We start from the raw sequence: 24125 nt of genomic DNA on the forward strand, positions 1-24125 counted from the left end.
CACCTTCCACATAATCTACTGGAACGTCTATTCCACTTAGTCTAGCGGGAAAGCGGCTGCCCATGAACGAGCGGGTCCTGATCTCCGGAGCCAGCATCGCCGGTCTGACCCTGGCCCACTGGCTGACCCGGCATGGCTTCCGGACCACGGTGGTCGAGCGGGCTCCGGCACTACGCACCGGCGGCAACGGGGTGGACGTGCGCGCCCAGGCCGTCGAAGTCGCCGAGCGGATGGGGATCATGTCGCGGGTCCGTGAACAGGCCACCGACGTCCGGGGGATGAAGTTCGTCGACTCCTCGGACCGGGCCGTCGCCCGAGTCGGCACACGGGACCCGGCCTCTGTGGAGATCATGCGAGGCGACCTGGTCGCACTGCTGGACGCAGTGACCGACACCGAGTACCTGTTCAACGACTCCATCCAGCGCTTGGAGCAGGACGACGACGGCGTGCACGTCACCTTCGAACAGGCGCCCGCCCGCCGCTTCCACCTGGTGGTCGGCGCCGACGGGATGCACTCCGCCGTCCGTCGGCTCGTCTTTGGAACGGAGGAACGCTTCATCCGCTTCAAAGATCACTACTTCGCCTTCGCGAACGCCGACGCCTCCCTCGGTGAGGACCGCTGGGTGACGATGTTCAACACCCCGGGCCGCATGACCGGGATCTACCGTTCCGGGAATCATGCCCAGGCCAAGGCCTACTTCATGTTCCGCTCCGCGCCGCTGAAGTACGACCCCCGAGACGTCACCGAGCACAAGCGCCTGATCAGCGAACGGTTCGCCGGCGACAAGGCGTGGCGAATCCGGGAGCTTCTCGACTCGGCTCTCGCCGACCCGGAGTTCTACTTCGACGCCCTGGGCCAGGTCAGGATGAGTTCCTGGCACGACGGCCGCGTCGCGCTGGTCGGGGACGCCGCCTGGTGCGCGTCCCCCGCGTCGGGCGCCGGTGCGGAACTGGCGCTCGTCGGTGCCTACCGCCTGGCCGGGGAGCTGGCTGCCGCGGACGGCGACCATCAGGCCGCCTTCCCCCGCTACCACGCCGTCCACCGCCCGCTGGTCGACCGGAAGCAGCAGATCGGGCCCAACGTCCGCATGATGATCCCCAGGACCGCCGGCGGCCGGTACGCCCGCGACGCCTTCGCCCGCCTCCCGCTCATGGACGCGATCGGCGCACTGGACCGCCGTTTGCAGGCGAGGAACGCCGCCTCCTTGCCGGACTACTCCCGGCCCCGGCAGCCGTAGACCGCCGTCGCATCCCGCCACCGGCGCACACGCCCCTCGGCCGGATCCCCCTTTTCCGAATTCGTCCAGCCCGAGGAGGGCCCATGCGAGCACTGCTCAGCACGCCGGACACCCCCGCGGGGGTGCGGCTCGGCCAGGCACCAGACCCGGTGGCAGGTACCGGCGACGTACTGGTGGAAGTGGAGCGGTTCACCCTGCTCGCCCGTGGCCTCGAGCACGCGGCCACGCTGCCGCCCGGAAGCATCCCGGGATACGACGCGGTCGGCGTGGTCCGGCAAGCCGCCGCGGACGGCACCGGCCCCGCCCCCGGCACCCGAGTGGCCACACTGACGACCGGTGACGCCTGGGCACAGATGCGGGCCGTCTCCACCCACGAGGTGGCGACCGTACCGGAAGGCGTCGACCCCGGCCAGGCCACCACCTTGCTGGTTCCCGGAGTGAGCGCGCTGCGGGCGGTGCGGCGCCTCGGTGCCCTGACCGGCCGCCGTCTGCTGGTCACCGGAGCCACCGGCGCGGTCGGACACTTCGCCGTCCAGCTGGGCCGGCGCGCCGGTGCGCACGTGACCGCCGCTGTGCGCGATCCTCGCAGCCGGGACAGGGTACTGGCACTCGGAGCCGACGAGGTCGTCACCGATCTCGGCACGGCGTCCGCCCCCGTGCACGGTGTGATCGACCCAGTCGGCGGACCAGTGCTGTCCCAGGCCTTCGACCTCCTGGCCGAGGACGGCGTCGTCCAGCAGGTGGGCTCCAGTTCGGGGCAGCCGACCACGTTCCACCCCTACCAGCTGGCCGGACGACGCCGCGTCATCGAGGGATTCGGGGCGGGTGAACGGTTCAGCGCCGACATGACGTACCTCCTCGGTCTCCTTGCAAACGGCAAGCTGGTTCCGCTCGACGCCGAACACGCCCAGTGGGACGACATCGACGCACTCGCCCACCGGCTCCGCGCCGTCGACGCGCCCCGCCGGATCGCGGCAGCTGTCGCATGACGCCGTCTGACCGCCTCCGCGATGTCCGGGTCCGCCAGACGCGGCGGAGCGGCCTGCCGGTATGCGGCGAGCGCGCGACGATAGCGGTCCGAGGCGGTCTCCAGTCGGCCCGCACGCGCGGCCAGGTTGGAGTTCTTGGCGTGCAGCAGTTCGGGGTCGGCGACGTAGGCCTGCTGTCCTGCGCGGTGGCCGTGGCCTGCTGCGTTTCCAGCCCTTCGACGGCGTGCTGCGCGGTGACACAGCTGCGGCGCCAGGCGGTGGCCGGGCCGCTGCTGTGCACCGAACGGGCCGGGACGGGAAGGCGTCCAAGATGCGCTGCGCCTGCGTCCTGTGCCCCGAGTACGCTGCGGCGGTGTAGGCCCGCACCGCATCGCGGGCCTAACAACGGCTAACACAATGAGGTGGATCGGTCCTGGTTGCCGTGTCCAGGGCAGTAGTTGAGCGTTCGGTCCAGTGTGGGGACGTCGCTGCGGATCGTGTCGGATGAACTGTGGGACGCCTTGAGCCGCTGCTGGATGCAATCCCGCCGGTCCGCGGCCGGGTCGGCCGTCCCCGCCGAAAGCCGGACTCGCTGTTTGCCGACCGCGGCTACGGCCATGACGTCTACCGCGACCAGGTCCGCGCTCGCGGCATCGTGCCCGCAATCGCCCGCCGCGGCACCCGGCACGGCACTGGGCTGGGTACCTACCGCTGGGTCGTGGAGAGGAGTTTTGCGTGGCTGCATGGCTTCCGGCGTCTGCGGATCCGATGGGAACGACGGGCTGACATGCACGAAGCGTTCCTCAAGCTCGCCTGCTGTCTCATCACCCACCGACAACTCGGCTCACTCTGTTAGCCCTTGTTAAAGCAGGTCACCCAGCCGGGTGGCCTGGCGCAACACATAAAGGTTCACGCGACGGCATCGTTTACGTTGTGGTCACCTGGCAGTACGGCGGTCTAGGGAGCAGGAGCTATCCGATGCCAGTTGAGCCCGAGCATGTCCGTGATCTCGCCAACGCGTACCGAAAGATGCTCGATGAAGGTGATTCCCGCTTCCGGGCACGCTGGCTAGACGAAAAGGTGCTCCTCGCGATCGTCGTGAAGTCCGCAGGGGACCAGGCCACCTGGATCGGCTCCCGCGTCCCCGACGGCGGCGCGCTGAAGGGGGAACTCGATTCCCTGGCGGAGGACCTCCGCAAGCGGGACGTCGTCGGATACAGCCTGCAATCGATGATGAGCTGGGTGCAGCACCAGATGATTACGCTCGTCTTGGCTGCGGTCGGCTTCGCTTCATGGCCGGCTTGGCTACTGATCGTCCCGGTTCTCCTAGGACGGTGGGGTGCTGTCGTGGTCCTGGCCGGGGAAAAGACTGGCTTCCTGCTGATCGGGCTAGCAACTGTCGGCGGTGCCTCCTCACTGCTGTACATCGTGTTCCGACTCCTTCATGAGGGGGCCGAGAAAGTCAAGACCGCGCAGTTGTCCATCGGGGTCGCCGTCATCGGCAGCGGCCCGGAAGCTCTTTTCCGCACGCACGCCCGTCCCGCGTTGGAGAGACTGCGCAGCCAGCACGGTCCGGTCGACCAGCCCGCGCTCAACACCCCAGTCGTCCCCACACTCCGCACCCTGGCAGCACTCGGCCTCACTGCCTCGTGCATCTTCCTCGTCGTCAGCGTGTTGTGGTTCGTTGACGGTGTGTCGCAGGCGTGGGAGGAGCACAACAAACTACCCTGCATTCCTAGCGTCACCACCACTTGTTAGGAGTTACAAGGGCTAACAGAGTGAGCCGAGTTGTCGGTGGGTGATGAGACAGCAGGCGAGCTTGAGGAACGCTTCGTGCATGTCAGCCCGTCGTTCCCATCGGATCCGCAGACGCCGGAAGCCATGCAGCCACGCAAAACTCCTCTCCACGACCCAGCGGTAGGTACCCAGCCCAGTGCCGTGCCGGGTGCCGCGGCGGGCGATTGCGGGCACGATGCCGCGAGCGCGGACCTGGTCGCGGTAGACGTCATGGTCGTAGCCGCGGTCGGCAAACAGCGAGTCCGGCTTTCGGCGGGGACGGCCGACCCGGCCGCGGACCGGCGGGATTGCATCCAGCAGCGGCAGCAGCTGAGTGACGTCGTTGCGGTTGCCACCGGTCAGCAAGACCGCCAGCGGTGTGCCGTGCCCGTCGGTGATCAAGTGGTGCTTCGAGCCGGCCCAGCCCCGGTCGACCGGCGACGGGCCCGTCTGACTCCCCCTTTTAGTGCCCTGACGTGGGAGGAGTCGGCCACGCAGCGCGACCAGTCCAGCTTCGCCGCCGCGTTCAGCTCGGCCAGCAGCACCTCGTGCAGCCGCTGCCAGACGCCGGCCTCATTCCAGTCCCGCAGGCGACGCCAGCAGGTCATGCCCGAGCCGAAGCCCAGGTCCTTCGGCAGGTACTCCCACTGGATCCCGGTGTGCAGCACGTACAGGATCCCGCACAGCACCTCACGGTCCGGCAATGGCTTGCGCCCCGGATAGCGAAAGCGCCGTTCCCGCTGCGGCAGCAGCGGCTCCAAACGGTCCCACAACTCATCCGACACGATCCACGGTGACGTCCCCACATCGGACGGAACGCTCAACTCCCGCCCTGGACACGGCAACCAGGACCGATCCACCTCATTGTGTTAGCTGTCGTAAGTCCAGCGAACGCGCGGAGGGGGATGTTCGGCAACCGGTCGCAGGTCTGCTGCAGCCAAGCAACGGGGCGGCTTGCATCGGCTACGGTGGCGCCGTCCCCGTTTCTTTCGCGACAGGAGACGCTGTTTCATGACCGACGGCCTTCAGTGGCTCGAGGATCCGATGCCTCTCCCCGGCGGCTACTGCGCCATCTTCGCTCGCGGTATCGATCCCGAAAACCTCGTACGCCGGCTCGCTCCTGGGAGCGAGCCTCGCTTCATGGGTCTGCGTACCCATGCAGCATTCGAGACCGACCTGTTCGAGCTTGACCGCAGCAAGCTCGTGAGCACGACCGTAGGTATCCGGTACGGATCGGCCGGCGACCTTTCTTTCTCCATTGCCTACGGACCCTGGTATGAGCTCCTCAGCCGGTTCGACACGCATGAGATATCTCACGGAGGTGCGCATACCTACGAACTCTATTTCATGGCCGAGCATCCGAACGTTCCGCCTCCCCATTTCCGTTATAACCATGACGGCGTGTACGAGGTGATGTGCGATCTCAACAACGACGACTGGGCGGGATTCGACGACGTCCTTGGAAACAACGCCGAGCTAGTCGCTGCGCTGGAAGCCGACAAACGGCACCCCATGGAAAGCTTGGAACAACGGTTCGATCTGACGCTTCCGAAGGAAGAGATCCTCACGGGCGCCCTTGCCGCCGCGATCATCAGAGATTGACAGCGCCGAGACCGGTCCTGGAAACCTCAGCCGACCGGTCTCTCTGTTGTGGCGCTACCGGGTTCAGGGCTCGGAGGTGTCGGTCAGCTGCTGACGAGCGCCGACCGAGTGCGCGGGGACGAGGCCAGGGGGAGATCACATCTCCGGGTGCGTGTACTGCCTGCACCAGGTGGAGCCTTCACAGCCCGAGGCGTGACAGCGGACTCCCGCCGTCCTTGAACAGGACGACTCCATACACCGGGCCCCGGGAATGCCTTCACTCCCCGGGGCGCGTGGTGTGTCCGGACGCCGGTCAGATCTCCCCAGCCGCCGTGGCGGTGAGCCAGTCGGCAGGTTCTGCATCGTTCATGAGCAGCGCCTGCGTCGGGGGGGGCGTCGCCGTCCTGGACGACGTGGACGCGGCCCGGGAGCGGGCTGCTTTCGGGGCAGAGCCTTCTATCGGGGCGAGCCGCTGCCAGGTGCCGGCGCTGACGCGGGCGAGGATGACGGTGAGGAGGGCGGTCACTCTGCCGATGAGCACGCCCGCCACGGCGAAGTACCACATGCGCGCATGGCGCTGGGGGCGAGGGCCTGGGCCGCTCACGCGGCGGGTTCACCAGCAGACTCCACCTGAGCGCGGACGGCCGCTGCCGCCCGCTGTCCCTGATCGTCACCGCAGGCCAGCGAGCAGACTGCACCCAGTTCAAGCCCGTCCGTCACAAGATCCGCGGGCCCCGGCCGGGGCCGGGCAGATCCCGCAAGAAGCCGGACAGCCTCGCCGCCGACAAGGCCTACAGCAACGGCCCCGTCCGCGCATACCTGCGGCGAGGCGGAATCCGGACACGATCCCGGAGAGGACCGACAGCCAGGCCGCCCGCCTGCGCAAAGGCTCACGCGGCGGACGGCCACCAGGCCTCGACGAGGACGCTACAAGAAGCGCAACACCGTCGAACGAGCGATCAACCGCCTGAGACAGCACCGGGCCGTCGCCACCCGCTATGACAAGCGCGGCTACGTCTACCTCGGCCCCGCGACCGCGGCAGCCCTCACCATCTGACTACGAACTCGATAGGCCGGACAAGTCCTAGTAGTAAGTACCCCCTTCGCCGCGTCAGGCAGCTTCCTGCCGATGTCCGCGTGCGCCGGTTGCCGTCTGGTCTCCTCGACGACATGGATGAGCATCCAGCGAGGTTGGCGTTGCCGGAGCGGCAGTCAGTCTGGCGGCGACCTCATCACAAGAGGCCGCGGCCACATCTCGTTGCTGCGTGCGCACTGGGCCTCACACGACGCACACACGGTCGGGAGTGCGCGCCATCGCTTCGAGGGAACCGGATGCGCACTGCCGGCCGTCGTTCAGGCTCGGGTGTAGCCGCCGTCGGCGAAGAGTTCGGCGCCGGTGACGAACGACGAGGCGTCCGAAGCCAGGAAGAGGGCGGCCTCGGCGATTTCCTCGGCGTCAGCCAGCCGCCCCAGTGGCACGACGGCCTCGGCGAACTGGTCGACGTCCGGCCCCGCGGCGCCCAACAGGCCAGGGGTCCGTGTGGGTCCCGGGCTGAGTACGTTGACCCGGAATCGACGCTCCCGCGACTGCCGGGCCCAGTTGTGCACGAGGTTGCTCACCGCCGCCTTCGAGGCGCTGTAGACCTCGAGTTGCTCATTGGGCCGCACGCTGTTGCTGGACCCGACGACAAGGATGGAGGCGCCCTCCGCCAGCAGCGGAAGCGCCTTCTGAACGGTGAAGAGTGGGCCCTTGACGTTGACGGCGAGCGTCAGGTCGACGTTCGCCTCGGTGTGGGCGCCGAGCGCGGCGTCCGCGACGATTCCCGCGTTGGCCACCAGCACGTCGATGCGTCCGGCCTCCTCGCGGACTCGCGCATAGAGCGCGTCCAGGTCGGCCAGGACCGAGACGTCGGATCGTACGCCGGTGGCCGCAGGGCCCATCTCCTTGACTGCCGCTTCGAGGCGGTCGATGTCCCGGCCGGTCACGAAGACCCGTGCGCCCTCCCGGACGAAGCGGTGGGCGATGGCCAGCCCGATCCCGCTGGTCCCTCCGGTGATCACGGCCACCTTCTCCTGCAGCACGCCTGGCATGTCGAAACCCTTCAGTTGTGGAATGGATCGTCCATAACGTAGGCAGTAATGGACGATCGAGTCAAGAATGGCTAGGCTGAGACCATGCCAAGACCACGCGCATTCGACGAACGCCAAGTCCTGGAGCAGGCGCGAGAACAGTTCTGGGCGACCGGCTATGCGGGAACCCGGATGGACGACATCGCCCAGGCGACCGGCCTGGGCAAGGGCAGCCTGTACGGCGCGTTCGGCGACAAGGGCAAGCTGTTCCACCGCGTGTTCGGCGACTGGTGCACCGCAGTCGTTGAGGTGGCCGAAGGGCGGCTGGCAGGTGGCCCGGACGCAGAGGCCTTTGCCCGGCTTTCGGGATACGTGCACCTCATGGCGGAGAACACCGCCTCAGACACCGAGCGCCGCGGGTGCCTGTTGGCCAAGGGCGCTGCGGAACTGGCCCAGCACGATCCAACGGTCGCCAGACGGTCGGCCGAGACCATGACGGCACTGTTGACCCTGCTGCGGACGGAGATCAGCGCCGCCCAGCGCCACGGCGACATCGATAGCGCTGCAGATCCAGAGCGGTTGGCGGCACTGCTGTTGACGGTGGTCCGCGGTATCGAGGCGGTAGGCAAGGCCGGCCTGGACCCAGAGACGCTGCGGAACATCGCAGACACCGCACTGGCGGTCCTGCCCATGCCCGAGGGGCAGAAACGCCTCGCAAGCGAGCGCAGTCCGGCCCACGAGAACTGACTTGGTGGATAACCCCGTTCTCCGGGCTGAGCCCGTCCTGCTTCCGCAAGCTGAACACCGCGTTACGCCGCGAAGCCGCGGAGCCGGTGCGCAAAGGCCGTCCCCGGAGCCTGCCGCTGGAGGACCGCGTCGTGTAGGTCCACGCCGTCGTCCAGGAGCTCGCGCTCCATGCGGTCGGCGCCCGGGTGCCGGCCTTCTCCTGACAACAGCTTCATCTGCCGCTCCGTCACCACCTGACCGGCGGTGAGACCAAGCGCGGAGTGGAGCTCTGCCTGATCGGCAACTCCGGCACCGGCAAGTCCCACATGCTCATCGCCCTGGGCACCGAGGCCACGATGAAGGGCTAACGCGTCCGCTACACACTCGCCACGAAACCGGTCAACGCGCTGGTCGAGGCCGCCGACGAGAAGCAGCTGAACAAGACCATCGCCCCCTACGGCCGCGTCGACCAGCTCTGCATCGACGAACTCGGCTACACGGAACTCGACCGCCATGTCGCCGAGCTCCTCGTCCAGGGCCTGACCGAACGGGAGGAGAAGAGCAGCGTCGCCATGGCCTCGAACGAGTCGTTCGACGGTTGGACCAAGACGTACACCCACCCCCGGCTCTATGCGGCCATCGTCGACCGGCTCACCTCAACGGCACCATCATCGAGACCGGCACCGACTCCTACCGCCTCGCCAGCGCCCGAGCCCGAGCCGAGGAACCGGCGAAGGCCGGTTGACATCTGCCCCTGCCTGACTCATGGCCTGCCGCCCTGACGGGCGGCTGGTGGTTCCGCGTCCTGTTGTCCTGTTTCAGCGGAGGATGCGGCTCCGGGAGTCGCAGCCCACGGGACGAAAAGCATCCTCCAGAATCGAGGCATGGACGTTCCCAAGCTGCTGGAAGCCGCCTCACTGCTGGTCCCCGAAGCCGTCGCCACCAAGAACGACATCACGGTGAACGACGTCTGGGAGTACCTCGCCCACGACGAGTGGGCAGTCGCTCTCGACCTGCTGGAGGAGCTTGGTGATGTCCACCCGCTTACGCTCGCCTTCTGGCAGACCCTCGCCATCGCCGCCGAGCAGATGCGACTCGACAGGAGCGCGGCCTGGTGTCACTGGCGCTGCTTCGAAGCTCGCAACGGCAGCATCCGAGCCGACCTCACCCTCAGACCAGCCCACGAGGCCCGCCGACAGACTCCCTTCCCTGGAGCCGGCGTCCTACGACCGATGTGGGACATCGGAAGGAAAACCCCGACAGGGGAACCCGACCTCTTCATCGCCGCCCTCTGGGTGGAGTTCACGCCCTTTCTGGAGCCCGGAGGGCAGGCCACGGTGCGTCTCACCCCGCTCTCCCCGTCGAAGTGGCAGCAGCTTCGGCCCGGTCAAGTGATCACCATGCACGAGGACCGGACTGTCGCTGGAACGGCGGTCGTCCTGGAGATCCAGGGCCCATCAGTCCCGCCTGCCACATTGCAGTCGTAGCCGACGGGATCCCCCAAAAAACTGCCGTCATTTCGCCTCGACATCTTCGGACCAGTTGATCAACAAGTGCCTTCCGAACCGATCGACAAGTGCTGTTCCTGGAGAGGTTCTGGTCCAACCTTTGTGGAGCGGTGACGCTCAGTGTTTGTTGAAGGCCTCCGTGCATGGTGACGTGCCACCCTGACCGACGGGGTGTCGGTGGGACGGTCGACAATGCCGGTCATGGCAGATCGCAAGCCGGTCCTCCGGATCATCACCTCGGCGGCACGGGAGTCCCTGAAGCCGCTTGGCCTGGCCCAGCGCGGCCGGTCGCGGCTGTGGATCGATGATCACGAATGGTGGCTCGGGGTTGTGGAATTCACTCCGCCGCGGATTGCTGGCAGTGGTCTGTACGTCGGTGCGATGTGGCTGTGGCATGACGTGGACCACCTGGCCTTTCATGTAGACGCAGTCCGGGTCGGCTCCGAGCTGTTTCGCACCGAGGACCAGTTCACGCGCGTGGCGCTCGAACTCAGTCAGCAGGCGACTACGAGCGTGACCGCGCTGAGGGAGAGGTTCCGGGCTCTGCCGGATGTAGCCCGATACCTGACGTCCAGGCCGGTTCGGCGGGGATTCCTCTGGGACAGCTTCGACTCCGGGATCGCAGCCGCTCTACTCGGGGACCCGGACACTGCCCGCGATCACTTCGAGCGAGTCCTTCGAGAGGATCCGCCGGCCCCGTGGATGGTCGATGCCCAGGAGAAGACGCGTGAGCTTCACGCGATCGCGGCAGATCGCGACGCCGTGATTGCCTGGGTCACCCGGGCCGTCGACTCATGCCGGAGCAAGCTGGGGCTGGATCCCGTGCCGCTCGGGATCAGGTGAACGAACCCGCTCGTTGAGCGACAGAGCTGCGGTCAGGCCAGGAGGAACTCGCTTCCGCAACAGGCCGAAGCCGGCCCGGCCGTACATTTGACGCTTGATCATTTTGATCCGGTTGACGCGGCCCTCGACGACGCCGGAGCTCCAGGGCAGCGTGAGGCCGGCGGTGACGGCGGCGAGGTCCCGTTCGAGGCCGTTGACGAAGGTGTGGAGGCTGGGCAGGTCGTCGGCGCGGACCGCCTTGATCCACTGCTGCAGCTGGTCACCCTGGAGCTGGGTGAGTATTTTCCCGAACGCGCGGACGTGCCCGGTGAGGGCATCCAGTTCGGGGCAGCTGGCCAGGACAGATTTGAGCTTCAGTCGCTCGCCCTCCGGCAGGGTGTCGGGGTGGGTCAGGATCCAGCTGGCGACCGTGCGGGGGGACGGTGGACGGGCTGCAGGTGCGGTCGGGGTTGTGCGAAACGGCTGGAGGTAGGCGCGGACGGCTCCGTAGCCGCCGCTACAGCCATTCGTCTTGATCTCTTCCCAGAGGGTCCAGGCGTTCGTGCAGCCCTCGGCCCATCGTTCGTGCAGGTAGGGCTTGCTCTCGGCCGGTGCCGGGGCCGGAACCTTCTCCGGCACCGACTCGGCGAAGGTCACGCGAAGGCACGAGCGGTGGCGGGAGACGCCCCGCTCGACCGCTTCGCCGAGGTTGCGCCACAGGTGGAACCGGTCGGCGACCTGGACCGCGGTGGGTGCTGCCCCGATCCTGGCACCCTCGGCGAAGAAGGGGGCACGGTCGCGACAGACGACCTCGATCCCCGGGTGCTCGGCCAGCCAGGCCGCGACAGTGCCCGCCTCGCGATCCGGCAGTAGGTCCACCGGCCTGCGGGTCTCGACGTCGACCAGGACGGTCCCGTAGACACGGCCCTTGCGCATCGCGTACTCGTCGACGCCGACCACACGCGGGACCTGTGGCTGGGGTTCTGGGAGGGCGTCGACCAGCCGTAGGACCGTGTTCCGGCTGACCCTCGCCCCGAAGACGTCGGCCAGCCGAGCACCGGCGCGACCGGCCAGGGCGAGGCCGACCTCGGCCAGCACCGACCGCATTCGTTCGGTCCGCTGGCTGTACCGCCGGAAGAGCAGCTCTTCCAGCCGGAGCAGTACCTCGCGCACAGCCCAGAACCATCAGCCCGAACGCGGTCAGCACCGGCAGTTTCCAGACGATCTCGCGAGACATACCAGCAAGACCACAGTCACAGGGAGTGGGCACACCACAGAAGTTGGACCAGAACCCCTGTGACAGACGAAGCCACGTGAAAGGCGTCCAACGCTCAGGGCGTTTTCGAGCTGGCCTGGGACGGTGACGGCCGTGCCACGTGGTCCTACGGGGAGGAGATAGTCCGCGGCGAGGGCACATCTTCTGGCGCCGCATCGGAGGCCACGACGTCTTTGCCGGGCCCTGACGGTCACAGACGACCGCTGTCGGGGGTCCAAGGGAAGCGGCCGTGGGAGCGGTTTACGCCGTAAGACTCAGCGGTACTGCTTCATCTGGCGGCCGATCTTTGTGTATGCCTCGGCTACCACAGTCGAGGGGCTGTAGAAGGTCACCGGCTGAGCAGCGGTGTATGCCTGCGGGACCCGCACGTCGGCCCACACCGTCTCGACGCCTCCGCCACTCCCCGGCCGCGCGTAGGGGCGGATCTGCGCCAGTCACGTTCATGGACTTCAGCGGCGTCAACGTCCTCATCGCCGCCCACTGTGCCCTCAGTGAGGCCGGCGGCCGGCTGCGTCTGGCCGGACCGGCCGAACGACATCAGACCTCGGCCATGTCACCGACCCGCTCAGCTAGCTCCTCCAGGAGTGTGCCCCCCTGCGCTGGGCCCGTGCATCAACTCTTGCTCCACGCAGGCGAGTTATGCGCTTCGTGCCATTAAGTGGCGTGACGGCGTGTGGGCGAAGTGAAGAAAACGTAAGGACATGTTTAATATGTGATCGCTTCTGATCACAGCCTGCTGGGTCCCGCGCCGCGACGGCGGGGTTCTTCGGCATGCCTGATGGGGACAGGGCGCGCAAACCAGACTTGAGTATTTGGAGAAAGACACATCATGGGTTTGGAGAAAGACACATCATGGGTAAGGGCAAGTGGATCGTGGGCGGCGTCGTCGCCCTGGTAGTCATCGGTTCTGCCGGTAGTTGCGGCGGTAGCGACGACGCGAAGGCGGACAAGCCGAAGGCTGCCAAGCCGTCCGCTACGACTTCGAAGCCCGCCCAGTTGCCCTCGACCCCCTCGCCGAACGCTCATCAGCGGGCGGAACTGCTGGCCGCGCTGAAGGGTATTGACGCTGGCCTGGTTGCTGACGAGGACCGCGCCGTTCGCCGGTCGATCAACGTTTGCTCGGACATCAAGGACGGAAAGGACTCGAACACGGTAAAGGCCAACGCCAGATATCGATTCGAGGGAGGAAATGTCCCTCACCTGTCCAACGCTCAGTCCGGGCAGGTCGTCTCGGCCGTGAAGGACACCTTCTGTTCGGTTCAAGGGAAGACGGACACGAAGACGAAGAAAGCAAAGACGCATGCGGAGGCTGAACCCAAGTCCTCGCCCACCATGTCGTCGGAGGCGGACATCTTCAAGCGGTGGACGAAGGCCAACGGCAGCGCAGCGGACAAAGCCGCAGTCGCTCACGTCACCCGCGTGCACGGAGCGTTTGGCGGTAACGGTCTGGTCGACGTTTACACCGATTGGACGGGCGGCATGTTTGGTGGTCACAACCCGGATGGCAAGCTGGTCGTCTCCGCCTATCAGACCTGGATGCCGGGAACGGGTAGCGGTCTGGTGACCGTGTACGACGCTCATGGCGAAATCCTGGCCAACGGCAACTTCTGACGGATGCGTTAACAGGCCATCTCGTGTGGTTCGTTCGGGAGCCTGCGGATGCGGGGATCATTGAGCGGCTGGTGCCAGATGAGCTGTGGGAGTTGTGCCAGCGGGTAGCGCCAGAGGCACCCACTCGCCCACACGGCGGAGGTCGGCGTCGGCACGGCGACGGGAGGTTCTGCCCGCGGGGAAGCTCCACGCTCTCGAAGCGCCCGGCAACAACTCCCAACTACTGAGGTTGAACTCGTGATGTCGCCGGGTGGCTTAGGTGGGTCTGATTGTCGGGCCGGTCTCGGCGAGGCGGCCGTCTATGACCAGACCGCTGGCCGCCGCTGACTACCTGGTGCGCTCAGTGCGGTCGTCGTACTCTTCGCGGGCGGTGATGACTTCTTCGATGTGCAGCACGGACCACTCCGTGAGCGCCTTCAGCGGTTCCCGTAGCGTCTGGCCGAGCGCGGTCAGCTCATACTCCACGTGCGGCGGCACCTCTGGGTAGACGGTCCGGCTGACCAGCCCGTCGCGTTCGAGGGTGCGCAGCGTCTGGGTGAGCATCTTCTCGCTCACGCCCGCCAGCGCCTGCCGGAGCTGGCCGAACCGGGAGGTCCCGTTCCGGCCGAGTTCGCCGAGCACGAGGACCGCCCACTTGCTGCCGATCTGGTCGAGCAGGTCCCGCGACGGGCAGCCGCGCTCGTACGGATCGAATGACGGCGTGGGCCCGGTCACGTTCTCGACAGCAGCCATACGGCTCACCTCCATGCTTTCGCTGCGGTAAGTACCCTACCAATAAGTGGCTACTCCCCAACAGAGAGTGTCCAGGTCATTCTGTGTTCCATCCCGCGGCGGACGGACCGCGGCAGGCGTGCAAGGCACGCGCGGAAGGAAGGAATGACCATCATGCCGATCGTCGTCACCGGAGCCACCGGCCAGCTGGGCAGGCTCACCGTCGAGGCACTGCTGCGGCGCGGGATCCCGGCCGCGGACATCATCGCGACCGGCCGGGACATCGCAGGGATCAAGGATTTGGCCGACCGAGGCATCACGGTACGCCGCGCCGACTTCACGGACACCGACGGCCTGGCCGAGGCATTCGCGGGGGCGGAAAGGCTGCTGCTGATCTCGGCCTCGGTCCCCGTGGGCGAGCGGGTCGCCAACCACCGCCGCGTGATCGACGCCGCGGCGTCGGCAGGCGTGTCGCTAGTGGCGTACACGAGCACGACGCACGCGGACACGGCCACCACCGTCATCGGTGCCACGCACGGCGAGACCGAGGCGTATCTGCGGGACCGCGGAATCCCCAGCGTGCTGCTGCGCAACGGCTGGTACCTGGAGAATTACACCAGCCAACTGCCGCAGATCCTGCAGAACGGCGCGGTCGTCGGCGCCGCAGGCGAGGGGCGAATCAGCGCCGCGTCCCGCGCCGACTACGCCGAGGCCGCAGCGGTCGTCCTCACCGCTGAAGGCCACACCGGCGCCGTGTACGAGCTCGGCGGCGACGAATCCTTCACCCTGACTGAGCTCGCCGCCGCGATCTCCGCTGCGGCCGGAAAGCAGATTACCTACGCTGACCTCCCGGTGGCCGACTTCGCCCAGGTACTGGCCGCCGCGGGCCTACCCGCCGAGCTGGCGGAGGTCCTCGCTGACGCTGACCGCGGCATGAACCGCGGCGAGATGTACACCGACTCTGGCGACTTGCGCCGCCTGATCGGCCGCCCGCCCGTGACCCTGGCCGAGGCACTCGCGGCCGCCCTGCATCACTGAGGTTGAACTTGTGATGTGGCCGGCTTGCTCAGGTGGGTCTGATCGTCAGGCCGGTCTCGGCGAGGCAGCCGTCTATGAGTTCGCTGCGGTACTGGATGTGCCGTAGGCCGCGCCGGATGCGCTGGACGTGGTGTTCGGGGGTACTGAAGGCGACGTTGGAGAGCCAGCCGCGTCGCAGGAGGGACCAGATCCCCTCGACTGGGTTGACGTCGGGTGCGTAGGGCGGCAGATAGTAGATGGTCAGCCAGTCCCGGGCCTCGGCGAACGTTTGCAGGTCGGCGGCCTTGTGGACGTTGAGGTTGTCCCAGACGAGAACGATCGGGCCGCCGAGCTGCTGGTGTGCTGCGATCAACAGGTCCCGGTAGTCGCGCCAGGAGAAGCTCTTGCGCCCATCGCGACGGCCGTCGTCATGGCGGGGCCGGTAGATGAGCCTGGAGCGGTGACCGAGTTTGTAGCAGGTCAGCGCGGCGATGGAGATCCGTCTACGGGAGCGGCCGCGGACCCGAACCACCGGGGTCCGGCCACGCTGTGACCAGGTCTTCGCGTGCGGCGGCGTCATGGAGAATCCGGCTTCGTCCTCGAAGACGAGCCAGGCTCCACGGGCCGCCGCGAGTCTTCCGCGCAGGGCCACACCTCCTTGACCCACCCGGCCACCACCCCGTCGTCCCGCTCCATGGCCCGTCGGGCCGGGACCTGCCAGGACCAGCCGTTACGCGCCAGCAGTTTCCGCACGCCCTGGATCGTGTAGGCCATGTGAAAGCGCCGACCGATCACCGTCTTGATCCGCGCCAGTGTCCAGCGCTGGTCCTCCCAGCCGTGCTCGGCCGGCCCCTTGCCCAGCTCCGCCTCAAGCTGCGCGAACTGCTCCTGGCTCAGCCTCGGCAGCGATGCCGGCCCCTGCGACCGCAGGGCCCGCGGACCGCCCTCGTCCCACTTCTGCCGCCACCGTTGTACCGAGCGGACGTTGACGCGCAGAGCCTTGGCGATGACCGACCTCGCCTCGCCCTGGGCGAACCGCTCGGCCGCCTTGAGCCGTAACTCCTCGCGGAACTGCTGCCGTTCGGCAGTCAGCCCGCCTCCTTGTGGATACCGCATGTCCCGGTGATACCGCACGGGCGACGAGTCATCAGCCCCTACGACACCACGAGTTCAACCTCAGTAACCCAATAAGCATGGGGTGTTCGAGGCGCTGGCGAGGCCTTCGGCTGATGGAACGCCTCACCGGCAGGTTTGACGGCACGAGTGACGAGGAGCCCGACGCGTTCTCGTTCGGTCGACAGCGCCAGCAGCGCCTCCTGGACGGGCGAGGGCGGCTTCAGGTACTCGGTGGGCACGGCGTCGTACGAGACGCCCTCCCACGGGTCGTGGACGGGGACGGTGGCGCGGCCCAGTACAAGCCGGTCCGCAAACGGGGCAAGCGCATGCGCCCCGGCATGCTCAACCAACGACTCCGACTCCTCGCCGAGCGTGCGGGCGAGCCGTACATCGACGGCAAGAAGGTGACCTCTCACGCCTGGCGGGCCGGAGCGAACACCGACATGGCCGAACAGGGCGTCCCGCTCCCCGAGCGCCACAGGACCGGCCGATGGGCAGAAGGCTCCCACACCGCGGACACCGTCTACGACCGTCGTCACAGCGTTGGCAAGCGTGATCCGCTCGCCGCGGTGCCGCTGTACGGGGGCCCGGCCCACGCAGCGGTCGGGGCCGGCACGGCTACCGCACTGAATGACCCGCGGTACGGAAGGTGGGCCGCCCTCACACGAGGCGACCCACCGTGGAGATGTCCGGCCCATGGGCCGGTGTAGTAGCCCGCACTGCACGAGGCGGGTTGAACCGGCGATCTCCTTGCCCGCCCGACATGGCGCCGTGATACCGGGAGAACGATCCTCTTATGCCGTCTATCCGTTGGCGAAGATCTCCTCGTTGGTTTCGAAGTGGTGCTCATCCAAGGGCATGTCGGGGAAGTACTCGGACTCGATCTCTCCCGTCATCAGTCCCAGCAAGAAGGGTGTGCAGGGGCCGTCGTGCCGCTCCCCTTCGGGGCCGCGGCCTGCATTGATCATGATGGGCCAGTTCTCGGGCTTCTGGCCGGGGGTGGACAGGAAGTAGAGGACTTCACCGCCCTCGTCCTCGTAAGCCCACGGGATGAGGCGGGCTCCTTCCTGGTCCAGTTCGGCGGGGCGGGGCTCGCCACGGCCCCACAGAAGCTTCAGGGACTCGCGGCACTGAGCGTCCATGGCGATCAGGTCGTAGCGCGGGCGCTGGCAACCGGGCTCCAGCAGCCAGACGTTCTCGTCGAACAGACCGCCACCGTAGGTGTCGACGAGTTCCTTGTAGTCCTGCGGCAGCTCAGTACCCAGTTGCTCCTCCACAGCAGCCCAGTTCTTCGGGGCCACTTCGGGGGGGCGACAGCAGCTCGGTCAGGCGGGTGAGGGAGGGGTTCATCAGCGTTCCGAGTTGGCCAGGGTGCGGCCGAGGAGGGGCAGCAGGTGGTCCCAGTGAAGCTGCAATGCAGCGGGGTTGAAAGCGTCGGTGTCGGCCATGGTGAAGCCGTGGACGGTGCCGGGGTAGATCTCAGAGGTGTAGTCGACACCCGCGGCGTCCAAGGCCTGGTTGAGTTCGGCGAGGGCCTCGGGCGTCAGGTCGGTTTCGGCGTGGCCGAAGTGGACCTGGGCGGTGAGGCGGCGCAGGCTGTCGGGCCCCGCAGCGCCCACGGGGGCATGGAATGCGGCGACGGCGGCCACATGGCCGGGGTGGGCCGCGGCGGTGCGCACCGCCAGGAGGCCGCCTATGCAGTAGCCGGTCACCGCGACGGGTCCGGCACCGGCCTCAGGCTGGGTGGCGAGGAACCTGAGGTAGGCGTCGGCGTCGCGCAGGGTCCGTTCGACGGTGTGCGCCTCAATCAGGGGCATCAGCCGACCCATGACCGCGGTCCGGGCCTCTTCCCCGATGTGCTCGGGAAGTTCGACCACAGGTGCCGGGCCGTGCCGGTAGAAGAAGTTGGGGACGAGCACGTAGTACCCGTGGTCGGCCAGTTCGCGGGCCATCTCTCGCAGCACGGGCCGGATGCCGAAGCCGTCCGCGTACATCAGCACCCCTGGGTGCCGCTCGCCGTCGTCGGGGAAGGCGGCGAAGGCGTCGGCCTGGCCGTCCGCGGTGGGAACCTGCAGCGTCTTGGTGGGCATGAACTCTCCTGTCGTGGTTGATGTGTCCTGTGATCAACACGACGGAGGCGGCGCCCGTGCGGCAGCGCAAGACTTTCGATCGAACAGCGGGCCTGCACTGGCCCGTACGGCGCTCAGAAGAGCACCGGGTCACCCATCCGTGTGTGGCGCAATGCCGTCCCGGTAGTCATCCCCACAACCTAGTCCACCGAACAAAGCCGGCACCAGCACACCCCGTCCGCAGCGCGGTTCGCGAGAATGATCTCGGCCAACGCCACGGGTCCTGAACCCGGTCAACGCGCTGCCTGAGACTCCAGTACCGAGCTTGTGGCTGCACGGTCCTCACCGCGTTTCTGGAACACGCCCTAAAGGGTGTTGCAGGAGGCTTGGTGGCGAACATCTTGCCTGTGTGGGTGGGGTGTTGAGGGCTGAGCCTGTGTGGATGGAGCCAGCGCCCAACCGGTCCAGCCGTGTGATCGACAGGACAGCGCCTAGTAGTGCTTCGTTAGGTTCTGGGCTGTCTATGACTGCTCCGAGGGCTGGGCAAGGGGGTGTCCGCAGGTGGTGCAGGTACCGGTCCAGCACCTCAACAGGTCCTGAAGAGCGTCGAGGACCTGGTAGAGAGTCAGGCCGGTGTGCGGACTTTTGGGTCGTGCCGCCTGGGGGTGAGGAATGCCTGGGCGGCGGTGACGAGGGTGACGTGGTGGTGCCAGCCGCGCCAGGTGCGGCCCTCGAAGTGGTCCAGTCCCAGGCCGTGCTTGAGTTCGCGGTGATCGTGCTCGATCCGCCCGCGCATCTTCGCCCACCGCACCAGGTCAGCGACCGATGTGGTGGCAGGCAGGTTCGACATCCAGTAGTCCGTCGCAGTGTCCTGGCCGCCCGGCCATTCGATGAGGAGCGTCTGGACGGGCAGGACACCGTCCCATTGCGGCCGCCGCCGGCCTCCTGGGCTGCGGTCAGGGACTGCTTGCCCGCGGGCCACACTGCCAGCACCGCGAATCGTGAGGCCATCGCGCCTTTACTGCCCTGCCTCCAGGTCACCTCGGTGAACCGCTCCGCACCCGCCTCCGCGGTGAGGACGCGGACGGCTCGCGGTGGGGTGCGGTAGCGGGGAAGGGTGGGTGGTCCGAGCCCGCCGTGAGCAGGCTGGTGCGGCTCGGCATCCTCCCGGTGGGCGACTTCCTTCCCGTTCAGGGCCAGGACGTAGGACAGACCTCGCTCAGTTCGCCCGTTTGCCGACCGCTCCGCAGTACTGGCGGGCCACCTCGACCGACGCGGTGCCGCACCTGGGGAACGACACGTCGTCGATCACCCACACCTCAGGGCGGATGGCCTCGCACAGCCGCTCGGCGATCCGCCGCCTGACCGGAAGCGGATCCCACGGCGACTGGTTCACGAACTGCTGCAGAGCCTGCATGTTCCCGTCCGGCAGCCGCTCGGCCATCGGCTGGATCGACTTGCGCCGGCCGTCCAGCATCAGGCCCCGCAGATAACACGCGCCCCACCGCCGCTGATCCCGCCGCGGCAGCGAGGCGAACACATCGGCAACGAACTCCGACAACTCACCCCGGAGCCGTTCCACCTCCCCCAGCCTCATACCAGAGAAGATGCCCACCACCAGGCGAGATCACCCGACGTAACGAAGCACTACTAGGCGGTGCGGGTCAGGACGTTGTTGACGGTGGCAGCGCTACTCGGGGCTGTTGGCGGTCATGCCCGTGTGGTGCGGGCTGTTGCGCCGCGTGTCGCGCGTTCTGCGACATCGGCGGGAGCTGCGGCGATGACTTTGTCGAGTGCGGAGCGGGAAGTTTGCAAATCGGTGATGGCCTTGGTGATCCGCTCGCGTTCCTTGGTCAGGTCGGCGAGGAGATCGGAGCAGGTCGGTACCAGGCGTTCGCCCTCGTCACGCAGGCAGGGCAGGATTGTCGCGATGGTGGCGGTGTTCAGGCCGGCGGCGAGCAGGCTGCGGATGCGGCGCACGGTATTCACGTCCGCCTCGCTGTATTCGCGGTAGCCGCTGGGCCGCCGCTCGGGCTGGAGCAGGTTCTGTTCTTCGTAGTAGCGCAGCAACCGTTCGTGTACGCCGGTCTTGCGGGACAGCTCACCGATCCGCACGTCATCCTCCACATAGATGTCCAGGCGGGCAAGACCGCTTGACTCTCACACCGGTGTGAGACTTTAGCTTCCCCGGCATGAACAAGAGTTACGCCTCGCTCGCGGCCTTGTGCGCGAGCGTCTTCGTTGTCGGTACGTCTGAATACCTGGTCGCGGGCATGCTGCCCGACATCGGCGCGGATCTTCGGGTATCGCAAGGCACGGCAGGACAGGCGGTGACCGCCTACGCGCTCGGCGTGGTGATCGGTGGGCCCGCGGTGACCATGCTGACCGCGCGGCTGCCCCGCAAGCCCCTGGCACTCGGGCTGATGCTGCTGTTCGCCGCGGGCAGCGCGCTGAGCGCCCTGGCCTCCTCGTTCACGATGTTGCTGGCCGGGCGGGTGGTCTCCTCGCTCAGCCACGCCGCGTTCTTGGCGTTGGCGCTGGTGATGGCCACCACCGTGGTGCCCGAGCACAAGACCGGCTCGGCGATCGCCACTGTGGCCTCCGGGTTCACCGTCGCTACCTTGCTGGGGGTACCGCTGGGCTCGCTGCTGGGACACGCGGCAGGCTGGCGGGCCCCGTTCGCGGTGCTGACCGTGCTGGCCTTGGCCGCCATCGCGCTGTTGGCGCTGGTGCTGCCCGAGCGGCAGGTGTCGTCCGCCAGCCTGCGCGACGAGCTGCGCGTAGTGAGCCGCAAACCGGTGCTGCTGGCTATCGCCACCACCGCGGTCGGCTTCTCCGGCGTCGCCGTCGTCTTCACCTACATCGCGCCGCTGCTCACCCGCATCGCCGGTTTCTCCCCGGCCGCCGTCTCCGCTCTCCTGCTCGCCTATGGCGCCGGCAGCTTTCTGGGCAACCTGGCCGCTGGCAAGCTGACCGACAGGTCCATGTCCGCCACCGTGCGCGGGGTGTTCGGCGGCTTGACCGGCGTGCTGGTGGCCATGCCGTTCGCCGCCGCCTGGCAGCCCACCGCTGTACTCGCGGTCCTGGTCCTGGGCCTGCTGGCCACCGCCACCATCGCCCCGCTGCAGGGCCTGATCCTGAGCCAAGCCGGCTCCGCTCCGACATTGGCCGTCGCGGCCAACGTCGGTGCCTTCAACCTCGGCGCCGCCGCCAGCTCTGCCCTCGGCGGAGCCATGGTCGCTGTCGGCGCGCTGCGCTGGACCGGCCTGGCAGGGGCCGTACTCAGCCTCAGCGGCCTGGCCCTGACCTACCTGGCTCTGCCCCGAACCGGGACCGCGCAGCACACCGGCAGTGCCCCGGTGAGCACCGGTGTCTGACCCTCGAACCCACCCTCTCTGGAAGGTCCCTTCTGACCATGCGCGCTGTCCAGATCGACCGACACGGCGGTCCCGACGTCCTGGTCCTCCGCGAGGTCGCCGCACCCGAACTCGCCTCCGGTGAAGTCCTCATCCGCACCGCGGGCAGCAGCCTCAACCCTGTGGACTGGAAGACCCGCGCCTGGCAGGTCGGCCCGCCGCTGCCGGCCACGCTCGGCTGGGACATCTCCGGCCGCGTCGTCGCGAGCAACGACCCTGCCCACAAGGTGGGCGCCCACGTGATCGCCATGTCCGCGCAGATCGCCACCGGCCGCGGTACCTGGGCGGAGCTGGTCGCCCTGCCCGGCCACCTGCTCGCACCCGCACCGGCCACGGTGCCGTTGGCCGACGCGGCGTCCCTTCCGCTGGCCGGGACGACCGCCCTGCAGGCTCTGCGGGCCGCCGAGTTGAGCGCCGGGGAGCGCATTCTGGTCGTCGGTGCCGCCGGGGCGGTCGGCGGCCTGGTTGTCCAACTCGCCCGCTTGGCCGGCGCCCACGTCGATGCCCTGGTCTCCCGGCACGGCCATGAGCCGGCCGCGGTGGAGCTCGGCGCGGAGCGGGCCTGGCACCGCCCGCAGGACCTGCCCCGCGGCCGGTTTGCGGCCATCCTCGACACCGTCGGCGCGGACGTGGCTGCGGCGCTCGTCCCCGGAGGGCGTTTCGTCTCCATCGCCGACCACCCCCTACCCGACGTGCCAGGCGCCCGCAAGAGCTACGTCCAGGAGAACGCCACCGACCTCGCCCACCTCGCCAAGCTCGTCGACAGCGATGAGCTGCGGCTGCGGATCGCCGACCGCTTCTCGCTCGACGACATCCGCACCGCCCACGAGCGCTTCGAAGCCGGCGGCCTCCTCGGCAAGGTTGTCATCAGCTTCTGAGCTTGTCTTTTAACCTCGGTGTGAGACGAGACGGGCAAGTGGCTCCGCGGGCCGGCAGAGCCATTCGAGAAGAGGGTCGGTGACCACGAACCAGTGGATGCTGATTCGGCCCTGCTTCTTGTCCAGGAGCGGTGGGGCCTCGTCCCGGTAGAGGTAGCGGTGGTATCGGTGACGGATCGGCGCTCCGGCGCGCAGCAACACCGTTGAGGAGATGAGGATGGCCACCGGGACCGGCGCTCTCGCGATGGTGAGCTTGGCTTTCTCCTCGTATTGCCTGCGTTCAGTGTGCTGACGCCCATGCCACTCGTCACCGGGTCCTGTGGGGTTTGGTGCCGACCTTGTGGTGGGTGGGGCGCCGGTGGCCAGGGCGCGTCCGACCTCGTGACGGGTGGCGGGGCGACGGTTCTTCGAGCAGGTGGGCGATGCGGGGTGCGTCGTATCCGGCGTCCAGCACGACCAGGACCTCTTGAGCACCCGGCTGCCGCTGACCGGCAGGGACGAGCTGCTCGACGACCTCGCGGATCTGGGCCGTGGTCACCGCGGCGACGGCCGCCCCGGGTTCCAGGCGGACCGCGTCCAGCACCGCTGTCTCGGACGTGCGGCCGGACTCCAGTGCGGCCACGATCGAGTACGGCCAGCCGGGCGCCATCTGGTGCTCCTCTTCGAGAACGCCATCCGCGCCCTACCGGCCGAAGGCCACAACGCCTTCATCGAATGCAGCCCCCACCCCGTTCTCACCATCGGGCATCAAAGAAACCGTCGACACAACCGACGGCAACGCGATCGCCCTCGGCACCCTCCGCCGCCACCACGGCGGCCTCGACCAACTCCTCACCTCCACCGCAACGGCCTGGGTCCACGGCACCCACGTCAACTGGACCGCCTGCTTCCAAGGCGTCCAACCCGCCCCGGACGCCCCCACCTACCCCTTCCAAGACCAGCACTACTGGCTCACCCCCGCCGAACATCCTCGCCTCGGCGCGGCGGTCGAACTCCCCGACGGCACCCTCGTCCTCACCGCGGAACTCTCCACCCGCTCCCACGCCTGGCTCGCCGACCACGCCATCGGTGGAGCGGTCCTGCTGCCCCGTACGGCGCTGCTGGAACTCGCGGTGGCGGCCGGGGACCGGGTCAGGTGTGGCCGAGTGGAAGAGCTGACGCTCGCCACGGCGCTCGTGCTGCCCGCCGACCGAGCGGTGGAGGTGCGGGTGCTGGTGAGGCCCGAGCGGGATCTGGAGATCCACTCGCGGCCCCACGAGGGCACTCCGTGGGTGCGGAACGCGACCGGGGTGCCGGCCGCGGACGCTATGCCGGCGGAGGCGGAGGCACTCACCGCGTGGCC

General features: G+C 67.9%; 21 protein-coding genes and 7 pseudogenes. 16 read left to right on the forward strand and 12 right to left on the reverse strand.

Annotation, left to right across the window (positions count from 1 at the left end):
• Positions 1 to 62: 62 nt before the first annotated feature.
• From ACZ7KF_RS38195 to ACZ7KF_RS38210, 4 genes and pseudogenes are all read left to right on the forward strand, one after another.
• Complete coding sequence (locus tag ACZ7KF_RS38195) at positions 63 to 1238, forward strand: FAD-dependent monooxygenase (protein WP_471086136.1); 1176 nt, start codon at positions 63 to 65, stop codon at positions 1236 to 1238.
• Positions 1239 to 1321: 83 nt separating this feature from the next.
• Positions 1322 to 2227 (forward strand): zinc-binding dehydrogenase, encoded by a 906-nt coding sequence (locus tag ACZ7KF_RS38200; protein WP_471086140.1) that lies wholly within the window; start codon positions 1322 to 1324, stop codon positions 2225 to 2227.
• 490 nt (positions 2228 to 2717) lie between these two features.
• Positions 2718 to 3062 (forward strand): annotated as a pseudogene (locus tag ACZ7KF_RS38205) (transposase); the annotation flags it as partial.
• 122 nt (positions 3063 to 3184) lie between these two features.
• Positions 3185 to 3964 (forward strand): hypothetical protein, encoded by a 780-nt coding sequence (locus tag ACZ7KF_RS38210; protein ID WP_471086144.1) that lies wholly within the window; start codon positions 3185 to 3187, stop codon positions 3962 to 3964.
• 12 nt (positions 3965 to 3976) lie between these two features.
• Here ACZ7KF_RS38210 and ACZ7KF_RS38215 read toward each other — a convergent pair.
• Positions 3977 to 4842: pseudogene (locus ACZ7KF_RS38215) on the reverse strand (IS5 family transposase).
• A gap of 151 nt (positions 4843 to 4993) precedes the next feature.
• Here ACZ7KF_RS38215 and ACZ7KF_RS38220 point away from each other — a divergent pair.
• Positions 4994 to 5584 (forward strand): hypothetical protein, encoded by a 591-nt coding sequence (locus ACZ7KF_RS38220; RefSeq protein WP_471086146.1) that lies wholly within the window; start codon positions 4994 to 4996, stop codon positions 5582 to 5584.
• Between the two features lie 292 nt (positions 5585 to 5876).
• On the opposite strand, the gene ACZ7KF_RS38225 is transcribed toward ACZ7KF_RS38220, so the two are convergent.
• Positions 5877 to 6128: a hypothetical protein gene (locus tag ACZ7KF_RS38225; RefSeq protein WP_471086149.1), complete on the reverse strand. Its 252-nt coding sequence runs from the start codon at positions 6126 to 6128 to the stop codon at positions 5877 to 5879.
• Positions 6129 to 6154: 26 nt separating this feature from the next.
• Here ACZ7KF_RS38225 and ACZ7KF_RS38230 point away from each other — a divergent pair, with 26 nt between their 5' ends.
• Entirely contained in the window at positions 6155 to 6565 is a 411-nt protein-coding gene (locus ACZ7KF_RS38230; protein WP_471086262.1) for a transposase, read from the forward strand.
• A 351-nt stretch (positions 6566 to 6916) separates the two neighbouring features.
• Here the strand turns inward: ACZ7KF_RS38230 and ACZ7KF_RS38235 are convergent, their stop codons facing one another.
• Positions 6917 to 7654 (reverse strand): SDR family NAD(P)-dependent oxidoreductase, encoded by a 738-nt coding sequence (locus tag ACZ7KF_RS38235; protein ID WP_471086265.1) that lies wholly within the window; start codon positions 7652 to 7654, stop codon positions 6917 to 6919.
• 84 nt (positions 7655 to 7738) lie between these two features.
• On the opposite strand from ACZ7KF_RS38235, the gene ACZ7KF_RS38240 reads away from it, so the two are divergent.
• The 5 genes and pseudogenes from ACZ7KF_RS38240 to ACZ7KF_RS38260 all read left to right on the forward strand — a co-directional run bounded on the left by ACZ7KF_RS38240 (position 7739) and on the right by ACZ7KF_RS38260 (position 10710).
• Positions 7739 to 8380 carry a TetR/AcrR family transcriptional regulator gene (locus ACZ7KF_RS38240; protein ID WP_471086152.1) on the forward strand — a complete coding sequence of 214 codons (642 nt, stop codon included), beginning with the start codon at positions 7739 to 7741 and terminating at the stop codon, positions 8378 to 8380.
• Positions 8377 to 8514 (forward strand): annotated as a pseudogene (locus tag ACZ7KF_RS38245) (IS5/IS1182 family transposase); the annotation flags it as partial. The gene ACZ7KF_RS38240 and the pseudogene ACZ7KF_RS38245, both read left to right, overlap by 4 nt.
• A gap of 117 nt (positions 8515 to 8631) precedes the next feature.
• Positions 8632 to 9104 (forward strand): annotated as a pseudogene (locus ACZ7KF_RS38250) (ATP-binding protein); the annotation flags it as partial.
• 139 nt (positions 9105 to 9243) lie between these two features.
• The gene (locus ACZ7KF_RS38255) at positions 9244 to 9846 is read left to right on the forward strand and encodes a hypothetical protein (RefSeq protein WP_471086155.1); all 603 of its coding nucleotides are present in this window, start codon (positions 9244 to 9246) and stop codon (positions 9844 to 9846) included.
• A 222-nt stretch (positions 9847 to 10068) separates the two neighbouring features.
• Positions 10069 to 10710 (forward strand): hypothetical protein, encoded by a 642-nt coding sequence (locus tag ACZ7KF_RS38260; protein WP_471086159.1) that lies wholly within the window; start codon positions 10069 to 10071, stop codon positions 10708 to 10710.
• Here ACZ7KF_RS38260 and ACZ7KF_RS38265 read toward each other — a convergent pair.
• Positions 10660 to 11829: pseudogene (locus ACZ7KF_RS38265) on the reverse strand (ISL3 family transposase); the annotation flags it as partial. The gene ACZ7KF_RS38260 and the pseudogene ACZ7KF_RS38265 sit on opposite strands and share 51 nt — an antisense overlap.
• Before the next feature lie 988 nt (positions 11830 to 12817).
• On the opposite strand from ACZ7KF_RS38265, the gene ACZ7KF_RS38270 reads away from it, so the two are divergent.
• The gene (locus ACZ7KF_RS38270; RefSeq protein ID WP_471086162.1) at positions 12818 to 13576 is read left to right on the forward strand and encodes a hypothetical protein; all 759 of its coding nucleotides are present in this window, start codon (positions 12818 to 12820) and stop codon (positions 13574 to 13576) included.
• Between the two features lie 327 nt (positions 13577 to 13903).
• On the opposite strand, the gene ACZ7KF_RS38275 is transcribed toward ACZ7KF_RS38270, so the two are convergent.
• Positions 13904 to 14308 carry a winged helix-turn-helix transcriptional regulator gene (locus ACZ7KF_RS38275; protein WP_351961169.1) on the reverse strand — a complete coding sequence of 135 codons (405 nt, stop codon included), beginning with the start codon at positions 14306 to 14308 and terminating at the stop codon, positions 13904 to 13906.
• 144 nt (positions 14309 to 14452) lie between these two features.
• Here ACZ7KF_RS38275 and ACZ7KF_RS38280 point away from each other — a divergent pair, with 144 nt between their 5' ends.
• Entirely contained in the window at positions 14453 to 15325 is an 873-nt protein-coding gene (locus ACZ7KF_RS38280; protein WP_471086166.1) for an SDR family oxidoreductase, read from the forward strand.
• A gap of 28 nt (positions 15326 to 15353) precedes the next feature.
• Here the strand turns inward: ACZ7KF_RS38280 and ACZ7KF_RS38285 are convergent.
• The 6 genes and pseudogenes from ACZ7KF_RS38285 to ACZ7KF_RS38310 form a co-directional block, all read right to left on the reverse strand.
• Positions 15354 to 16420, reverse strand: a protein-coding gene (locus ACZ7KF_RS38285) for an IS630 family transposase (RefSeq protein ID WP_471086170.1) whose coding sequence is annotated in 2 segments (ribosomal slippage) — positions 15354 to 15974 and positions 15977 to 16420 — 1065 coding nt in all. Because the reading frame shifts where the segments join, the coding sequence is not laid out codon by codon here.
• Between the two features lie 38 nt (positions 16421 to 16458).
• On the reverse strand, positions 16459 to 16959 hold the full coding sequence (locus ACZ7KF_RS38290; RefSeq protein ID WP_471086173.1) for a hypothetical protein: 501 nt from the start codon (positions 16957 to 16959) through the stop codon (positions 16459 to 16461).
• A gap of 264 nt (positions 16960 to 17223) precedes the next feature.
• Positions 17224 to 17697 carry an SMI1/KNR4 family protein gene (locus tag ACZ7KF_RS38295; protein WP_471086177.1) on the reverse strand — a complete coding sequence of 158 codons (474 nt, stop codon included), beginning with the start codon at positions 17695 to 17697 and terminating at the stop codon, positions 17224 to 17226.
• 72 nt (positions 17698 to 17769) lie between these two features.
• Positions 17770 to 18510, reverse strand: coding sequence for a dienelactone hydrolase family protein (locus ACZ7KF_RS38300; protein ID WP_471086180.1), 741 nt, complete (start codon positions 18508 to 18510; stop codon positions 17770 to 17772).
• Between the two features lie 604 nt (positions 18511 to 19114).
• Positions 19115 to 20086 (reverse strand): annotated as a pseudogene (locus ACZ7KF_RS38305) (IS701 family transposase).
• Between the two features lie 113 nt (positions 20087 to 20199).
• Positions 20200 to 20604 carry a MerR family transcriptional regulator gene (locus ACZ7KF_RS38310; RefSeq protein WP_471086268.1) on the reverse strand — a complete coding sequence of 135 codons (405 nt, stop codon included), beginning with the start codon at positions 20602 to 20604 and terminating at the stop codon, positions 20200 to 20202.
• Between the two features lie 77 nt (positions 20605 to 20681).
• Between ACZ7KF_RS38310 and ACZ7KF_RS38315 the strand changes: the two genes are divergently transcribed.
• Together ACZ7KF_RS38315 and ACZ7KF_RS38320 are read left to right on the forward strand one after the other, a co-directional pair.
• Positions 20682 to 21866, forward strand: coding sequence for an MFS transporter (locus tag ACZ7KF_RS38315; protein WP_471086183.1), 1185 nt, complete (start codon positions 20682 to 20684; stop codon positions 21864 to 21866).
• Positions 21867 to 21904: 38 nt separating this feature from the next.
• On the forward strand, positions 21905 to 22783 hold the full coding sequence (locus tag ACZ7KF_RS38320) for an NADP-dependent oxidoreductase (RefSeq protein WP_471086185.1): 879 nt from the start codon (positions 21905 to 21907) through the stop codon (positions 22781 to 22783).
• Positions 22784 to 23090: 307 nt separating this feature from the next.
• Here the strand turns inward: ACZ7KF_RS38320 and ACZ7KF_RS38325 are convergent, their stop codons facing one another.
• Positions 23091 to 23432: a transposase gene (locus tag ACZ7KF_RS38325; protein WP_471086188.1), complete on the reverse strand. Its 342-nt coding sequence runs from the start codon at positions 23430 to 23432 to the stop codon at positions 23091 to 23093.
• Between ACZ7KF_RS38325 and ACZ7KF_RS38330 the strand changes: the two are divergent.
• Positions 23380 to 24021, forward strand: a pseudogene (locus ACZ7KF_RS38330) (polyketide synthase dehydratase domain-containing protein); the annotation flags it as partial. The gene ACZ7KF_RS38325 and the pseudogene ACZ7KF_RS38330 overlap by 53 nt on opposite strands.
• Between the last annotated feature and the right edge of the window lie 104 nt (positions 24022 to 24125).

This window comes from Streptomyces sp. NPDC038200 (assembly GCF_055600785.1).

What these genes read in the sequence shown, in the direction of transcription:
- ACZ7KF_RS38220 (WP_471086146.1), top strand. Translation starts at nt 4,994, where the DNA reads ATGACCGACGGCCTTCAGTGGCTCGAGGATCCGATGCCTCTCCCCGGC.
- ACZ7KF_RS38210 (WP_471086144.1), top strand. Translation starts at nt 3,185, where the DNA reads ATGCCAGTTGAGCCCGAGCATGTCCGTGATCTCGCCAACGCGTACCGA.
- ACZ7KF_RS38235 (WP_471086265.1), bottom strand. Translation starts at nt 7,654, where the DNA reads ATGCCAGGCGTGCTGCAGGAGAAGGTGGCCGTGATCACCGGAGGGACC.
- ACZ7KF_RS38260 (WP_471086159.1), top strand. Translation starts at nt 10,069, where the DNA reads ATGGCAGATCGCAAGCCGGTCCTCCGGATCATCACCTCGGCGGCACGG.
- ACZ7KF_RS38240 (WP_471086152.1), top strand. Translation starts at nt 7,739, where the DNA reads ATGCCAAGACCACGCGCATTCGACGAACGCCAAGTCCTGGAGCAGGCG.
- ACZ7KF_RS38195 (WP_471086136.1), top strand. Translation starts at nt 63, where the DNA reads ATGAACGAGCGGGTCCTGATCTCCGGAGCCAGCATCGCCGGTCTGACC.
- ACZ7KF_RS38270 (WP_471086162.1), top strand. Translation starts at nt 12,818, where the DNA reads ATGGGTAAGGGCAAGTGGATCGTGGGCGGCGTCGTCGCCCTGGTAGTC.
- ACZ7KF_RS38300 (WP_471086180.1), bottom strand. Translation starts at nt 18,510, where the DNA reads ATGCCCACCAAGACGCTGCAGGTTCCCACCGCGGACGGCCAGGCCGAC.
- ACZ7KF_RS38225 (WP_471086149.1), bottom strand. Translation starts at nt 6,128, where the DNA reads ATGTGGTACTTCGCCGTGGCGGGCGTGCTCATCGGCAGAGTGACCGCC.
- ACZ7KF_RS38200 (WP_471086140.1), top strand. Translation starts at nt 1,322, where the DNA reads ATGCGAGCACTGCTCAGCACGCCGGACACCCCCGCGGGGGTGCGGCTC.
- ACZ7KF_RS38315 (WP_471086183.1), top strand. Translation starts at nt 20,682, where the DNA reads ATGAACAAGAGTTACGCCTCGCTCGCGGCCTTGTGCGCGAGCGTCTTC.
- ACZ7KF_RS38275 (WP_351961169.1), bottom strand. Translation starts at nt 14,308, where the DNA reads ATGGCTGCTGTCGAGAACGTGACCGGGCCCACGCCGTCATTCGATCCG.
- ACZ7KF_RS38325 (WP_471086188.1), bottom strand. Translation starts at nt 23,432, where the DNA reads ATGGCGCCCGGCTGGCCGTACTCGATCGTGGCCGCACTGGAGTCCGGC.
- ACZ7KF_RS38280 (WP_471086166.1), top strand. Translation starts at nt 14,453, where the DNA reads ATGACCATCATGCCGATCGTCGTCACCGGAGCCACCGGCCAGCTGGGC.
- ACZ7KF_RS38320 (WP_471086185.1), top strand. Translation starts at nt 21,905, where the DNA reads ATGCGCGCTGTCCAGATCGACCGACACGGCGGTCCCGACGTCCTGGTC.
- ACZ7KF_RS38255 (WP_471086155.1), top strand. Translation starts at nt 9,244, where the DNA reads ATGGACGTTCCCAAGCTGCTGGAAGCCGCCTCACTGCTGGTCCCCGAA.